This is a genomic window from Pseudomonas sp. S3_B08 (assembly GCF_054667725.1).
Window position 1 is genome coordinate 1,664,233 of record NZ_CP162750.1, and the last position, 15,409, is coordinate 1,679,641.

The 15,409-nt window shown below is 58.5% G+C and carries 11 protein-coding genes; 7 read left to right on the forward strand and 4 right to left on the reverse strand.

The window, feature by feature from the left end:
• Positions 1-465: 465 nt before the first annotated feature.
• From AB4N73_RS07745 to AB4N73_RS07755, 3 genes are all read right to left on the reverse strand, one after another.
• Entirely contained in the window at positions 466-825 is a 360-nt protein-coding gene (locus AB4N73_RS07745) for a DUF6124 family protein (RefSeq protein WP_252887893.1), read from the reverse strand.
• A gap of 427 nt (positions 826-1,252) precedes the next feature.
• Positions 1,253-4,465, reverse strand: a complete 3,213-nt coding sequence (locus AB4N73_RS07750; RefSeq protein ID WP_460143199.1) for a hypothetical protein — start codon at positions 4,463-4,465, stop codon at positions 1,253-1,255.
• Positions 4,466-4,853: 388 nt separating this feature from the next.
• Complete coding sequence (locus AB4N73_RS07755) at positions 4,854-5,213, reverse strand: DUF6124 family protein (protein ID WP_252878118.1); 360 nt, start codon at positions 5,211-5,213, stop codon at positions 4,854-4,856.
• A gap of 627 nt (positions 5,214-5,840) precedes the next feature.
• Here AB4N73_RS07755 and AB4N73_RS07760 point away from each other — a divergent pair.
• The gene (locus AB4N73_RS07760; RefSeq protein ID WP_056785767.1) at positions 5,841-6,359 is read left to right on the forward strand and encodes a GNAT family N-acetyltransferase; all 519 of its coding nucleotides are present in this window, start codon (positions 5,841-5,843) and stop codon (positions 6,357-6,359) included.
• 1 nt (position 6,360) lies between these two features.
• Here AB4N73_RS07760 and AB4N73_RS07765 read toward each other — a convergent pair whose 3' ends face one another.
• Positions 6,361-7,053, reverse strand: a complete 693-nt coding sequence (locus tag AB4N73_RS07765; RefSeq protein WP_460143200.1) for an aspartate/glutamate racemase family protein — start codon at positions 7,051-7,053, stop codon at positions 6,361-6,363.
• Between the two features lie 197 nt (positions 7,054-7,250).
• On the opposite strand from AB4N73_RS07765, the gene AB4N73_RS07770 reads away from it, so the two are divergent.
• The 6 genes from AB4N73_RS07770 to AB4N73_RS07795 all read left to right on the forward strand — a co-directional run bounded on the left by AB4N73_RS07770 (position 7,251) and on the right by AB4N73_RS07795 (position 15,318).
• Entirely contained in the window at positions 7,251-7,742 is a 492-nt protein-coding gene (locus tag AB4N73_RS07770) for a hypothetical protein (RefSeq protein ID WP_460143201.1), read from the forward strand.
• A gap of 428 nt (positions 7,743-8,170) precedes the next feature.
• On the forward strand, positions 8,171-9,145 hold the full coding sequence (locus tag AB4N73_RS07775) for a hypothetical protein (RefSeq protein WP_460143202.1): 975 nt from the start codon (positions 8,171-8,173) through the stop codon (positions 9,143-9,145).
• A 129-nt stretch (positions 9,146-9,274) separates the two neighbouring features.
• Positions 9,275-9,952 carry a DUF3313 domain-containing protein gene (locus AB4N73_RS07780; RefSeq protein WP_071172345.1) on the forward strand — a complete coding sequence of 226 codons (678 nt, stop codon included), beginning with the start codon at positions 9,275-9,277 and terminating at the stop codon, positions 9,950-9,952.
• Between the two features lie 288 nt (positions 9,953-10,240).
• A complete protein-coding gene (gene tpx, locus AB4N73_RS07785; RefSeq protein WP_016774621.1) occupies positions 10,241-10,741 on the forward strand; it encodes a thiol peroxidase in 501 nt (166 codons plus the stop codon).
• Positions 10,742-10,915: 174 nt separating this feature from the next.
• The gene (locus AB4N73_RS07790) at positions 10,916-12,220 is read left to right on the forward strand and encodes an MdtA/MuxA family multidrug efflux RND transporter periplasmic adaptor subunit (protein ID WP_125916191.1); all 1,305 of its coding nucleotides are present in this window, start codon (positions 10,916-10,918) and stop codon (positions 12,218-12,220) included.
• Complete coding sequence (locus AB4N73_RS07795; RefSeq protein ID WP_460143203.1) at positions 12,217-15,318, forward strand: MdtB/MuxB family multidrug efflux RND transporter permease subunit; 3,102 nt, start codon at positions 12,217-12,219, stop codon at positions 15,316-15,318. The genes AB4N73_RS07790 and AB4N73_RS07795 overlap by 4 nt, the downstream gene beginning before the upstream one ends.
• Positions 15,319-15,409 lie beyond the last annotated feature (91 nt).

The window sequence follows — 15,409 nt, forward strand, 5'->3', positions numbered from 1 at the left end:
TCCCACGCTCCGCGTGGGAACGCAGCCCGGGACGCTCTGCGTCCCCACCAGAGCTGGAACGCGGAGCGTCCCTTGAGGCATTCCCACGCAGAGCGTGGGGACGATCATCAAAACCTTCAACGAACGCCACGAATGGTTCCAGCCTTAACCCGATCCCCTTGTAGGAGTGAGCCTGCTCGCGATGGCGCCAGCCCAGACACTGCACCCGTAACTGAATAAACCGCATCAACAGTGGGAGCGAGCCTGCTCGCGAATGCAATCCGCCAGTCGAAGCCTCAGTGACTGACCCACCGCCTTCGCGAGCAGGCTCGCTCCCACAAGAATCTTCATTGCTTACGCGTTGATCGTTCCCACGCTCCGCGTGGGAATGCAGCCCGGGTCGCTCTGCGTCCCCTCAGAGCTGGAACGCGGAGCGTCCCTTGAGGCATTCCCACGCAGAGCGTGGGAACGATCATCAAAGGCCCGCTACTGCGGCAACTCCAGATTATCCAGCACCCGATTCACTGCCAGTTCGCCGAGCATGATCAACTGCGCAATCCCCATCAGCGTTCGGCGCTGGGATGGCTTGACCAATCCGGCGAACTCCTGGGCGAGGGTTTTGGCCGAGGCGAGGGTTTCGCAGGCGTTGGCCAGCAGGTCTTCGTTTTTGGTGTCGGCGGTGACGGCGTACATGGCGCGGGGACTGAAGGGTGGCGGGGTAGAGTCGGGTGGGCAGAGGTAGTGGTCGAGGGCGCGGTCGGCGGCTTGGTGAAGTTTTTTTGAGTCGAGGGATTCGTAGGGAGAGGTGGGGTCGGATTCGGGTGGGTTGGGTGTGGGTTTGATCATGGGTGAAGCCTCTAGAGTGGTGAAGCTGCCACCGTTCGCTGCTAACGAAGGAGGTGGCGGCTGTACGTGGGTTAGCAGACCAGGACTCTAGAACCCGGCGCACCGAAGTGCCCCACGCAAAGCCGCCATAACGGCAAGACCTTGTGCGTCTAGAGATAACCCGGGCTGCTAAACCCGATCACTGAACATTCAGCGATCGGACCACAATAGAATCCGCCCCCAAGGCGCACAAGCCGGCGGATTCTGACTTGGCTGTAGGCAATGGCGCAAGGGTTTGTAGCCTAGAAGGCGTGTCAGCGCGTGTCTTTTAAACGCCTTGGTTTAAATCAAAAAATTGCGCCAAACCTGTCGGCCCTTTCGCGATCAGAAGAGATGCCTTGATCATGCCCGCTGCTTAAATCACCGGTTGGATAGATCCGCCCCATATTTATGAGTAAAGCTTGAAGGTGTCAAAATAAAAGCCTGTACCCGTTGCAGGCGGTGCGGGTATGTATGGAATGATCCTGATTTTTCGAATGTCTTTGCCCGAGAAGTCAATATTTTTCTGGCTTGGAGTTGGCGAGGCTACCATGTCAAACTTTCCCAAAAGTTGGTTTTGAATGTCTAGAAATTCGATGGAGCCTACAGTTTGATGAAAATTATTTATATTAACGGCGCAATACCAGAAATTCACTGCATGGTAATTTGAGTGAAGGTGCAGAGTGAATTCGCTCACGTATGGCGCTGTATTTGTACCCGTGTAGAGCGCTTGGTTTTGCATCTCTTCGGTTATCGGGAGAGGGGGGTTCGAAGGCTTGTCTTGAAGCTTGAGTAAATAAAGTGCGCCTTTAGTGCATGCAAATTTCATTAACGGGCTATCTATTGACTGACCTGCAGTAATCGTAAAAGAGCGTAATAAATCAAAGTTTTCTAATGTATAGCTCGGATTCGCAATGAATACATATGTTCGCGCAGGAAAAAATAATTCTTTATTGTTGTTCGCGTCGGCTTCTGGTTTCGTGCCAAAGTTGATATTTAGCTTGCTTTGGCTTTTAAGTGTACGCAGCCACTCCATTGGTGCTGCCACAGATAATCCGTCGGTCGAATAATGGGGTTGCCCGTTATATATCACTTGTTCCGTGCTATTTCCCTCGGTGTCAATGCCTTCCAACTTCAAAAAAACCGGATTTCCACTTTCCTGAAATGACCATCTGCTGACAATTATTTCAGCGTTGTCCGGAAGTAGATCAATATTGAGTTGATCACCGGTTTCCCCTGCAATATTTGGCGTCGGCAACCGCGGGTCGTACTCGGCTATGGCATTGATAACCAACGTCAACTCCGGCGAATTCCCCACCGGGTCACCGTCACTGATCAACGTCCAGTAAAAACTTCTACTGCTTCCCCGGCGCGCCACCAGAAACGCTGAACTGAGCGAAAAATCAGCCTGTTTACCTGGATCAAGCGCCAGTACCGGAAACGGTTTACTCCCCGGCAACGGATCATGTTCCTTGAGCTGCGCTTGTTGCCCTGGTGACGCTTCCGGAAACATGACACGCAAGATGACACCTTGTACGTAGGCCAGGACATCGATGGGGGTGACAGCTGGAGACAGCAATACTGGCGGCTGCATGGCCACAACATTGATCGTATAGACATCGGAACTCTGCCCCGCTCCATACAGTTCCTTCGCCACGAAAACGTGTGTGGTCTTGTCTAGCGCGGTAATGAGCAGCGTCCAGACGCCTGTTACCGGGTCGGCAGTCGGCTGCCCCTTTGAAGTAATGCCATCCAGTACATCGACTTTCTGCCCTTTGGCAGCAACCCCGCTCAAGGTTATGGCGGTTTCGACGGTGGTGCCGCCGTTGGGAATCTCCTCGCCGTTGTCAGTAGCTGTAATCGAATCAATCGTCGGCGCAACATCCGCTGTCACCGTAAAACTCCGCGCGTCAGAATCCACCTCACCACTGTGATACAACGATCTCGCAAATAACCGGTGCTTCCCTTCAGCAACAGTTATTCCCCGTGTCCAGATCCCCGTCAGCGGGTCGGCCGTCGCTCGGCCTTTGGCAACCGTGCTCGACCCATCATCATCGAACACCTCGATATCCAGTCCCTTACTGGCAGTTCCCGACAACGTTAAGCTAGTGCTGACCGTCCATCCCCCTTCCAGCACTTCCTCACCGTTCGAGTCCAATACCCTGTCCAGTGTCGGCACAACCAGTTCCACAGACTTGATCGTGTAAACCCGATCCGGAAATTTCACTGCGTTCGTTTCGATATTGCTCTTGTCCAGCGCCACCAGGTACTTAAGCGTCAGTGTCGTGCCATGCCCCAATTGCACGAGATAGCTGTTAGCCAGCGACTTCGGCCAGAAGCCTTGCCTGATCCAAGTGCTGTTGACCTTGGCCGGTAATCCTGCCCAGATCGTCAGATTATGCGCAGTGCCATCAGCCTTCTTACCCTCAAGCCGCAGCCAGCAGGGCTGTTCGGCTTCAATCAAGGTATGCAGCAGCGCATGAATGGTTGCGTTTTTGGTGCCAAGCGCCGTTATGTCGAGAAAATTGTTGGCATCGGCCTCGACAATTTTCGGGGAGTTCAAAGCGGTTGCCGGCAGCGGCAGAATGTCCAGCAGCAACACAGCCGACTCCACGGGTTTGTCGTCGCGGTCGATAAAATAACTGACTGCAACCCGTTGGCCCAGGCTGTAGGCGAGCACCGAGCGCGGTACCGCAATCTCCAGGCCGGCACTGACCAGCCGAGGCGGGCTTGGGTAGGAGCCTTCAGGGACAGCCGTCGCGCCTTGCCAGTTCACCCACAACGTGTCGGTGGGCAGTAACGAACCCTGCGGTACTAGGACTCTGATTTCCGGAGTGGTCGGACTGAACTGATTGCCGTTCATGCCACGGACGGTGGGTGCCAGCAGAGAAAGGCGACCGAGGTGAATGTCCACGCGCTTTTCACCTGACATGACGGCATTGCCCAATTGGTCAAATACTCTGAATTCCGCCACAGCATTCGGATTGTCACCGGCACGCTGGAAGGTATCGGTGAACAGCGTCAGGTTGACCGGGGCCGGCGCGTCGGGCACGTCGAAGCGCACGGTGGTATCGCCGAGCGCAAAAACGATGGAGTCGAAGTGGCGTCGGTTGGTGTAAGTAAACGCAAATGTCACACCTCGTGCGGCGAGCTCCGGCCCCACGCCTTCATGTTCTACATCCGGCGGAATGATCAGATCCAGAGATTCCGGCAGACGCAAATGGTAGAGGGCTAGCGTGTCCCGAGACGATTCATCGTTACCTCCTACGCGCGTGACCTTGTAATACAGGCGATTGACGCCCTGATTGAGCCAGCCGTGGGGCAAGTACAAGCGCACCCGCTGTTGTTCTTCGCCCGGGGCAACGGTCTTGCCCGTTGCGGGAGTAGGGTTGTCGTTGACGTACAGATCGACGCGGTCATCAGCGGCCATGGTCCAGGAAGCGAGCTGCATTTCCGTCCACGGATCTATCAGACATTCCAGACCCTGCGTCTCGCCATCGTAAAGCACCTTGGGAATCCCGCCTTGGGCAATGCCCTGCGGCTTCACCGGTGTGACCCAGCCCCTGATGATGACCGGATACAAGACAAACAATTCGTTGAAAATCGAAGACTGGATATCCATGGAAGCGCTCCCTGAGAATTTTGCCGTGCCGTGCCGTGCATTGAATGGGATCCATCTCACTCCAGTTTGAAAAAAAGCACACCTGTCAGATCTGACAGGTACAGGCGGTATTCAGACGAGCGGTCGAGCCGGCTCTTGTTTGCGCGGTTGTTGTGGGAGCGAGCCTGCTTGCGAATTTGTCGTAATGTTCGGTTGCAATGCTGACTGCTCCGACGCTTTCGCGAGCAGGCTCGCTCCCACAGGAATCTTCATTGCTTACGCGTTGATCGTTCCCACGCTCTGCGTGGGAATGCAGCCCGGGACGCTCTGCGTCCCCACCAGAGCTGGAACGCGGAGCGTCCCTCGAGGCATTCCCACGCAGAGCGTGGAAACGATCATCAAAGGCCCGCTACTGCGGCAACTCCAGATTATCAAGCACCCGATTCACCGCCAGTTCGCCGAGCATGATCAACTGCGCAATCCCCATCAGCGTTCGGCGCTGGGATGGCTTGACCAATCCGGCGAATTCCTGGGCGATGGTTTTCGCTGAGGCGAGGGTTTCGCAGGCGTTGGCCAGAAGGTCTTCGTTTTTGGTGTCGGCGGTGACGGCGTACATGGCGCGGGGGCTGAAGGGCGGCGGGGTGGAGCCGGGTGGGCAGAAGTAGTGGTCGAGGGCGCGGTCGGCGGCTTGGTGAAGTTTTTTTGAGTCGAGGGATTCGTAGGGAGAGGTGGGGTCGGTTTGGGGTGGGTTGGGTGTGGGTTTGATCATGGTAAAGCTCCTAGAGTCGACGGAGCTGCCACCTTTCGCTGCGATACGAAATGGTTGGTGGCAGCTGTACGCGGGTCGCAGACCGGGACTCTAGAACCGGCAGACCCGAAGGTCTCCCACGTACAGCCGCCATAAAAACAGCGGGTGTTGTGCGTCCAGAGATCGACGGGCTGCGAGACCCGATCGCTGATTCGTCAGCGACCGCACCACAATAGAACCCGCCCCCAAGGCGCACAAGCCGGCGGATTCTGGCTTGGCTGTAGGCAACGACGCAAGGATTTGTAGCCTGGAAGGCGTGTCAGCAGGTGTCCTTTAAACAGCGGTGTTTAAAAAGCAAAAAATTGGCGACAGCACGGCAGACGTTTTTGCCGGGAAGCAGGTGTTGGCTATGAGGTCGCTTTCGCGAGCAGGCTCGCTCCCACAGGAATCTTCAGTGCTCACAGGGGTTGTGCCCGGGCTGGATCAAAATGTGGGAGCGAGCCTGCTCGCGAATGCAATCTGCCAGTCGAAGCTTCAGTGACTGGCCAACCGCCTTCGCGAGCAGGCTCGCTCCCACAATTTCATCTCGCCAGATTCCAGATCAGCGGTTTAGAGTGACCAGCCACACGCTGATCACGGACCGATCCCATGTCAGACCCAACCTCCACGATCCATCTCGAACGCTCCAACGAATCCCACCTCGAAGGTATCACTGCGCTTTACAACGACCCCGTCGTTGCACGGCAAGTGCTGCAAATGCCGTTTCAATCCACCGAGGTCTGGCGCCAGCGACTGCAGGCTGATAACGAACGTGCGCTGAAACTGGTTGCCCTGGACCAAGGCGTGGTGATCGGCAATCTGGGCCTGGAAGCTTATTCCCGCATGCGCCGCGCCCACGCCGGCAGCTTCGGCATGGCAGTCGGGGCGGCTTGGCAGGGCAAGGGCGTCGGTTCGATGTTGTTGGCGGCGGCGCTGGAGGTCGCCGATAACTGGATGAATCTGCACCGCGTCGAACTCACGGTCTACGCCGATAACGAGGCGGCGATCGGGCTTTATCGCAAGTTCGGTTTCGAGGCCGAAGGGCTATTGCGTGATTATGCGGTGCGCGACGGGCAGTGGGTCGACACCCTGAGCATGGCCCGTCTACGCAATAGCCTGAAAGCCTGAGTCAGTCGCCCAGTGCGAACGCCACTGCCGACTGCGCATGCAGCTCGGTAGTGTCGAGCAGGGGCAGGGCGCTGTGTTCGGGTTTGATCAGCAGACCGATTTCGGTGCAGCCGAGGATGATTGCCTGGGCGCCACGGGCGGTCAGGGATTCGATGACGCCTTGATAGATTTCTCGCGATTGTTCGCTGATTACACCCACGCAGAGTTCGTCGTAGATGATCCGGTGCACCTCTTTGCGCTCGGCATCATCCGGCACCAGCACGGTCAGGCCTTGGGCGATCAGACGCTGCTTGAGAAAGTCCTGCTCCATGGTGAACGCGGTGCCGAGCAACCCGACAGTGCGCGCGTCGATTTCCAGTGCAGCCTGCGCGGCGGGTTCGGCAATGTGCAAAAACGGAATGCTGATCGCCGCCTGAATCTGCTCGGCGACCTTGTGCATGGTGTTGGTACACAGCACCACGCATTCTGCGCCGCCAGCTTCGAGCCGGCGCGCGGCATCCACCAGAATCGCCGCTGCATCGTCCCAGCGCCCGGCGTGCTGGGCCTGTTCGACCGGACCGAAATCGACGCTGTACATCAGCAACTGCGCCGAGCGCAACGGGCCGAGGCGCTCGCGAACCTGTTGGTTGATCAGGCGATAGTATTCGGCGCTGGACTCCCAGCTCATGCCGCCGATAAGGCCGATGGTGCGCATTGGATTTCCTCAAGCAAATGTCAGTGTCGAGCATTCAGGGCTGCCTGAAGTTTCCTTCTGTTCGAGACTCGACGCCAGTACCGACTGACTGTACCGCCGATCTTTCCCGCAACTGTGCATCTGCAAGAACTAAACGTACGCCGCGCCGGGGATCTGCCACTATCACCCTTCGCAGGTCCTTTCCGAGGAACACCGCAATGAACGACATACAGCAACTGGGCGAAATGCTTCGCCACTATGCCGAAAGCGAAGCGCACAAGAAGCAACTGTTCACCACGCAATCGGCTGCTTGGGCTGCTCGGATTGGCGCGCTGTTCGACCAGATCGAGCAATGGCTTGAACCGGTCAAGGCGCCCAATCTGCTGGAGGTCAGCCGCGAGGCGTATGTCGCGTCCGGGCCGAGCGTGCCGGTGGAAACCTCGACGTTCAAGACGGAAAAACTGAGCATTGTGATTGCCGGCAAACCGGTGGAGTTTGTGCCGGACGTCATGGGCAGCGGCGGGCAGATTTCTTTGGCAGTGATGGGGCTGACGGCGGCGCGGTACGGGAGCATTTCCCTGGTTGGCCTGGCGGATGGTGCGTGGCAGTGGCGCAAGACCAATGGCTTGAAGGATCCGGATACGTTTGCCTTCGACGCCAATTTCCTTGCTCAGCAATTGCAGAGCCTGATACCTCGCGATCGCGGTTAAGATCAAAAGCTTACCCCCTCACCCCAGCCCTCTCCCCAAGGGGGCGAGGGGGAAAGGGGGCAGACCGAGTGATGTTCAAAACTTGAGCTCGACGCGATATTTCAGGTCGACGTGAGTCCTACAAACACTTCGGTCAGTCCCCTCTCCCTCTGGGAGAGGGCTAGGGTGAGGGCAGCCCGCCGCCAGCCACAAAAACATCACGCCCAGCGCATCAAAAAGCATCTCCATCACCTGAGCCCTCAAGCAATTTGAGCATGACGCCGGGCCAGCGCCACATCCGCAGGAGGAGTGAGGCGTAGACCGGGGAAACCCTTAGGTTCGGTGCCAATCCGGCATTTTCCCTTGGGTCACTGATGGCCTTTTGGTAGAGTCGCCGTCGCCAGCGGGTTTTCGGCTGGAAGATGGAACCGAAGAAGGGAGTCTTATCAGTGAGTGCGGGTAAAAAAATCCTCGGTCTCACGGCGTCGCTTTTGCTGCTGACGCTGTGGGCCAGTTACTTTTATGTATTCAAGGAAAACCGCGACGGCCACCTTGGCGGTGTCGGCGAAAGCACCGCGTGGTGCGGCACGCCACCGACCAGTGAAGCGGCGTTGCTGGGCAAGGATCAACTGACCTTGCGCGTCACCAACAACCTGCGCGGCGAATTCATGGTTGGCGGCTCGCTGGTGGTTTCCGAACGAACCTTCAACCGCTACGACCTGGGCCGCAACGAACTGCGCCTGCGTCTGGAACCGCTGCAGTGGTCGTTCGGCGTCACGCCGATCTTCCTTGAGCAGGTCAAGGTGCAGCCGCTGAGCCGCAACCTCTCGTCGACCAATAAAAGCGCTTTCGCCGAACTTGAGCCTCGCGCAATCGGCGTGCACGCTCAGACTGCCGCGTTCCCCTTCGATACCTATCGCTACGGCTATAAACCGGTGCTGTATTACCTCAAGGGCAGCGAGCGCATCGACTTGCGCTTCAAGAACATCACCACGCTGATGGAGATGTCCAACACCTTTACGCCGATCCAGAAGTACAACCGCGCCGACTACATCAACGAGAAAAACTCGATGATCCGCGATGAGGACTACAAGCCGTACGGGGCGCATGAGTGCGCGTTCAGCGTCGAACGCAAAGGCTCGTTCAAGGTCGTGGTGCTGTTGCTTCTGCTGGTGCTGTGCCTGCCACTGATGTTGGTGTTCTACCGCGATGAACCGGGGATCGACTTTCTCGCGACGCTGGTGGGAATTGCGCTGGTGCGTACATTGCTGATCGGGCCGGTGGAAGATTTCCAGCTATACAACATCGACTTCTTGTTTGGTGCGGCGATTCTGCTGGTGGGAACGGTATCGCTGATCAAGGCGATGCGCGCCAATAGTCGGCGAGAGATGGCGTTGCGCAGTGGCGAGACATCGTCCTGGTAATACCGGTTGGCGAGGCACACGCGCTGTCGGATGTGAACTTTGCAATTGGCCATCGCATTTGCCGGGGTTTTGGCTATACCTGTATCTCCCCTATGCAAAATGTCTTGGCCTTCTCAAAGGAATTACAGCATGAAGCTAGCCGTCGTGATGGGCACGCTGTGCATTGCCACCCTTGGCGTGGTGGGTTGTTCCAGCAAAACCGTCGAGCCTGACCAGTATTCCGGCTTTCTCAAGGATTACAGCCAGCTGAAGGAGGCCAAGTCACCCTCTGGTGCCGAGGTGATGCGCTGGATGGACCCGAAACTCGACATCAATAAATTCACCAGCGTTTACGTAGAGCCAAGCCAGCTCTACCCGAAGCCGCAAGCCACCGAGAAAATCCCCCAGCAGACTCTCAATGGCATAACCAGTTATTACGATCAGGCGCTCAAGCGCGAACTCGGCAAATCGCTGCCGTTGGCCGCAGGTCCCGGGCCGGGCGTAATTGTGGTGCGTCCGGCGATTACCGCAGTCAGCAGCAAGACCGAAGGCCTGCAAGTCTATGAAGTGATCCCGATCGCACTGGTCGCCGCAGCGGTAAGTACGGCCTCTGGCATCCGCGACCAGGAAACCACGCTGGCCACCGAAGCGGTATTCATGGACGGCGCGACCAATCATGTCATCGCGCAGGTGGTGCGCAAAGGTACCGGCAAACCGCTGGAAAACTCTTCCCAGGTGATGAAAGCCGACGACATGAAAGCGGTGATCGATGGCTGGGCAAGCGATCTGCATCAGTCGTATCTGAAACTCAAATCTGAAGCCAAATGATGCAGTAAGGCCGGTTGCCTTTTCGCGAGCAGGCTCGCTCCCACACTGGACTCGTATTCAGTATGGGAGTGAGCCTGCTCGCATTTCGGTGTATCAGTTTCGAATGTCCTGCCTGGCACAACGCTTTTGCTAGCAGGCTCAGCCCTACAGGAAAGCTGCGGTGGGTTGTATACAATGTCACCGCTCAGCACCCAACAATTTCCAACAGGGCATAGGTCGTCAGCCGATTTCGTGGTTAACTTCCGCCTCTTGCATGCTTTCCAATCAAAAAACAGAAGGACTCAAGTCATGGCTCAAGTCACCCTCAAAGGCAATCCGGTTCAAGTCAACGGCCAGTTGCCACAAGCCGGTTCCAAGGCGCCAGCCTTTTCCCTGGTAGCCGGCAATTTGTCCGACGTCACCCTGAAAGACTTCGCCGGCAAGCGCAAAGTCCTGAACATTTTCCCAAGCGTCGACACCCCGACCTGCGCCACCTCCGTGCGCAAGTTCAACGCCCAGGCCAACGACATCAGCAACACCGTGGTGCTGTGCATCTCCGCTGACCTGCCATTCGCCCAAGCACGCTTTTGCGGTGCTGAAGGTCTGGAAAACGTACAGAACCTGTCGACTCTGCGCGGCAGCGAGTTCATCGAAAACTATGGCGTGGCCATCGCTGACGGCCCGCTGAAAGGCCTGACCGCTCGCGCGGTTGTGGTGCTGGATGAAAACGACACCGTTCTGCACAGCGAACTGGTCAAGGAAATCGCCGAAGAGCCTAACTACGAAGCGGCACTGTCCGTTCTCAAGTAAGGCTTTTACAATTGTTAACGGCCTGGCCCTGTCCAGGCCGTTTTCATTTGTGTATCAGGGTTTTGCCTCACACCTTGAAACGTAAGTGGAAGGTAAATTGCCGGTAAAGCTGCTTTGCTTAAATCCACTCAGTGCTTATCGTTCAGCCTCCCGTAATAGAAGCCCACGCGCCCAATGGTCAATAACTCCATGCAATCGTCCCCCCGCAAATCCCGTCGCTGGCTGATCAGCCTGCTGGTCCTGTTGGTCATCGCTGTCCTGTGCTGGAAATTCTGGCCCACCGGCTCTGCTGACAAGGCGGGCGGCGACAAAGCGGCCGCTGGGCATACCGGGCGCTCGGGAATGATGCGGCCTGGCTTCGGCGGCGGTACCGGGCCGATTCCGGTGCGTGTGGCGCCGGCGGTGAAGGGCGACTTCCCGCTGTATTACAAGGCGCTGGGCACGGTCACCGCGCTGAACACCATCAATGTTCGCAGCCGCGTGGGCGGCGAGCTGGTAAAGATTCATTTCGAAGAAGGGCAGATGGTCAAGGCGGGCGACCTGTTGGCCGAGATCGATCCGCGTCCTTACCAGAACGCTTTGCTCCAGGCCGAAGGCACGTTGCTGCAGAATCAGGCGCAACTGAAAAACGCTCAGGTGGACGTCGAGCGTTACCGCGGCCTGTACAAAGAAGACAGCATCGCCAAACAGACCCTCGACACCGCCGAAGCGCTGGTTGGCCAGTACCTGGGCACGGTCAAGACCAATCAGGCGGCGGTCAACGACGCCAAGCTCAATCTCGAATTCACCAAGATCCGCGCGCCGATTGCCGGTCGCGTCGGTCTGCGTCAGGTCGACGTCGGCAACCTCGTCGCCGCTAATGACACGACGTTCCTCGCAGTGATCACCCAGACGCAACCGATCAGCGTTGCCTTCACCTTGCCGGAGAACAGCCTCGACACCGTGCTCGCGCGTTACCGCAGCGGAGCTAAACTGCCTGCCGAAGCGTGGGATCGGGGCGACACCAAGCTGCAGGCTACCGGTGTGCTGCAAAGCCTCGACAACCAGATCGACGTCGCTACCGGCACCCTCAAGTTCAAGGCCCGTTACGATAACCGCGACCAGTCGCTGTTCCCCAATCAGTTCGTTAATGTTCATTTGCTGGCCGACACGCTCAAAGGTGTAGTGCTGGCACCGTCGGCAGCGATTCAGTTCGGCACCAATGGCACCTTTGTCTATGCGCTGGACGGCGACAAGAAAGTTACCATTCGCCAACTGAAAATCGGTGCCAGTGACGGTGACAACACCGTGGTCACCGAAGGCCTCGCCGCGGGTGATCGCGTGGTGCTCGAAGGCACCGATCGCCTGAAGGAGGGCAGCGAAGTCGAAGTGGTCAATGACAGCAGCGAAGTGCCGACCTCGCCGACCGAACACCTGCAAGGCAAATCTGCCGCCAATCCCGATGCGACCACAGCCGATAAGGCCAAGAAGGGCGCATGAACATTTCGCGGCTGTTCATCCTCCGTCCGGTAGCCACCACCCTGAGCATGCTGGCCATTGTCCTGGCCGGCCTGATCGCTTATCGCCTGCTGCCGGTTTCGGCCTTGCCGCAGGTCGATTATCCGACCATCCGCGTCATGACCCTGTACCCCGGCGCCAGTCCGGACGTGATGACCAGCGCCGTCACCGCGCCGCTTGAACGCCAGTTCGGGCAGATGCCGGGCCTCACACAAATGGCCTCGACCAGCTCCGGCGGCGCTTCGGTGCTGACCCTGCGCTTCAGCCTCGACATCAACATGGACGTCGCCGAACAGCAGGTGCAAGCCGCGATCAACGCCGCGACCAACCTGCTGCCGACCGACCTGCCGGCACCGCCGGTGTACAACAAGGTCAACCCGGCGGACACGCCTGTTCTGACCTTGGCCATCACCTCGAAAACCATGCTGCTGCCCAAGCTCAATGATCTGGTCGATACGCGCATGGCGCAGAAAATCGCCCAGATCAGCGGCGTCGGCATGGTCAGCATTGCCGGTGGCCAGCGTCAGGCGGTGCGGATCAAGGTCAACCCCGAAGCGCTGGCGGCCAACAGCCTCAATCTGTCGGACGTGCGCACGCTGATCGGCGCCTCCAACGTCAACCAGCCGAAAGGCAACTTCGATGGGCCGACCCGGGTGTCGATGCTCGATGCCAACGACCAACTGACCTCGCCCGAGGACTACGCGAATCTGATCCTGACCTACAAGAACGGCGCGCCGTTGCGGCTCAAGGACGTCGCGGAAATCGTCGATGGCGCCGAGAACGAGCGTCTGGCCGCGTGGGCCAACCAGAATCAGGCGGTGTTGCTGAACATCCAGCGTCAGCCGGGCGCCAACGTTATCGAAGTGGTCGACCGCATCAAGGCCTTGCTGCCGAGCATCACCGACAACCTGCCGGCCGGCCTCGAAGTCACGGTGCTGACCGATCGCACCCAGACCATCCGTGCCTCGGTCACCGACGTGCAACACGAACTGCTGATCGCTATCGCGCTGGTGGTCATGGTCACGTTCCTGTTTCTGCGCCGCGCCAGTGCGACGATCATCCCGTCAGTGGCCGTGCCGCTGTCGCTGATCGGCACCTTCGGCGTGATGTACCTCGCCGGTTTCTCGGTGAACAACCTGACCCTGATGGCGCTGACCATTGCCACCGGTTTCGTCGTCGACGACGCCATCGTCATGCTCGAGAACATTTCGCGCTTCATCGAAGAGGGTGACAGCCCGATGCAGGCCGCGCTCAAGGGCGCGAAACAGATCGGCTTCACCCTGATTTCCCTGACTCTGTCGCTGATCGCCGTACTGATTCCGCTGCTGTTCATGGCCGACGTGGTAGGGCGCCTGTTCCGCGAGTTTGCCATTACCCTGGCGGTGGCGATCCTGATTTCCCTGGTGGTGTCGCTGACCCTTACGCCGATGATGTGCGCCCGCCTGCTCAAGCGTGAACCGCAAGAACACGAGCAAGGCCGTTTCTACCGCGCCAGCGGTGCGTTCATCGACTGGATGATCAAGGAATACGGGCGGATGCTGCGCTGGGTGCTCAAGCATCAGCCGCTGACCTTGCTGGTCGCCATCGGCACGCTGGCGTTGACCGTATTCCTTTACGTGATCGTGCCGAAGGGTTTCTTTCCGGTGCAGGACACCGGGGTGATTCAGGGCATTTCCGAAGCGCCGCAGTCGATCTCCTTCGCGGCGATGGGCGAGCGGCAGCAGCAACTGGCCAAGATCATCCTCGAAGATCCGGCGGTGCAGAGCCTGTCGTCCTACATTGGTGTCGACGGCGACAACGCCACGCTCAACAGCGGCCGCTTGCTGATCAACCTCAAGCCCCATGGCGAGCGCGATCTGACGGCCAGTGAAGTGATTTCCCGCCTGCAACCGCAACTGGACAAACTGGTCGGCATTCGGCTGTTCATGCAGCCGGTGCAGGACCTGACCATCGAGGATCGGGTCAGCCGCACCCAGTACCAGTTCAGCATGTCCTCGCCGGACTCGGAATTGCTCAGCCAGTGGAGTGGCCGTCTGGTCGAAGCCCTGGCCCAGCGTCCGGAGTTGACCGACGTGGCCAGTGATCTGCAGGACAAAGGCTTGCAGGTCTATCTGGTGATCGACCGCGACGCCGCATCGCGCCTTGGCGTGTCGGTGGCGAATATCACCGATGCGCTGTACGACGCCTTCGGCCAGCGGCAGATTTCGACCATTTATACTCAGGCCAGCCAGTACCGCGTGGTGCTGCAAGCCCAGGCCGGGGAGAAGATCGGCCCGCAGGCACTGGATCAGATTCACGTCAAGACCACCGACGGCGCGCAGGTGCGCCTGTCGAGTCTGGCGCATGTCGAAGAGCGTCAGGCGCAACTGGCGATCACCCACATCGGCCAGTTCCCGGCGGTGATGATGTCGTTCAACCTCGCGCCGGGCGTGGCGTTGGGGCATGCCGTGGACATCATCGAGCAGGTGCAGCAGGACATCGGCATGCCGGTCGGCGTGCAGACTCAGTTCCAGGGCGCGGCGCAGGCGTTCCAGGCTTCGCTGTCGAGCACCTTGCTGCTGATTCTGGCGGCCGTGGTGACCATGTACATCGTCCTCGGTGTGCTCTACGAGAGCTACATCCACCCGATCACCATTCTTTCGACCTTGCCGTCCGCCGCAGTCGGTGCCTTGCTGGCGTTGCTGCTCAGCGGCAACGACCTGGGCATGATCGCGATCATCGGCATCATTCTGTTGATCGGTATCGTCAAGAAGAACGCGATCATGATGATCGACTTCGCCCTCGACGCCGAACGCACCCAGGGCATGGCCCCGGCAGAGGCGATCTATCAAGCGGCGCTGCTGCGCTTCCGGCCGATTCTGATGACCACGCTGGCGGCGTTGTTCGGCGCAGTGCCGCTGATGCTGGCCACTGGGTCTGGTGCTGAATTGCGACAGCCGTTGGGTCTGGTGATGGTCGGCGGCTTGTTGGTGAGCCAGGTGTTGACGCTGTTCACCACGCCGGTGATTTACCTGTACTTCGACCGCCTCGGAAGGCGCTTTGGCAAGGCCAAAGCCGAAGGTGAAGAGGTCGCGGTATGACTGTCGGAATATATCTCCCCTGTGGGAGCGAGCCTGCTCGCGAAAGCGGGAAGTCAGTCACTGCCAAAGTTGAAGGTAAGGGCGCATTCGC

Coding starts and splice junctions, on each gene's coding strand:
- AB4N73_RS07790 (WP_125916191.1), top strand. CDS start 10,916: ATGGTCAATAACTCCATGCAATCGTCCCCCCGCAAATCCCGTCGCTGG.
- AB4N73_RS07795 (WP_460143203.1), top strand. CDS start 12,217: ATGAACATTTCGCGGCTGTTCATCCTCCGTCCGGTAGCCACCACCCTG.
- AB4N73_RS07770 (WP_460143201.1), top strand. CDS start 7,251: ATGAACGACATACAGCAACTGGGCGAAATGCTTCGCCACTATGCCGAA.
- AB4N73_RS07755 (WP_252878118.1), bottom strand. CDS start 5,213: ATGATCAAACCCACACCCAACCCACCCCAAACCGACCCCACCTCTCCC.
- AB4N73_RS07780 (WP_071172345.1), top strand. CDS start 9,275: ATGAAGCTAGCCGTCGTGATGGGCACGCTGTGCATTGCCACCCTTGGC.
- AB4N73_RS07765 (WP_460143200.1), bottom strand. CDS start 7,053: ATGCGCACCATCGGCCTTATCGGCGGCATGAGCTGGGAGTCCAGCGCC.
- AB4N73_RS07750 (WP_460143199.1), bottom strand. CDS start 4,465: ATGGATATCCAGTCTTCGATTTTCAACGAATTGTTTGTCTTGTATCCG.
- tpx (WP_016774621.1), top strand. CDS start 10,241: ATGGCTCAAGTCACCCTCAAAGGCAATCCGGTTCAAGTCAACGGCCAG.
- AB4N73_RS07745 (WP_252887893.1), bottom strand. CDS start 825: ATGATCAAACCCACACCCAACCCACCCGAATCCGACCCCACCTCTCCC.
- AB4N73_RS07760 (WP_056785767.1), top strand. CDS start 5,841: ATGTCAGACCCAACCTCCACGATCCATCTCGAACGCTCCAACGAATCC.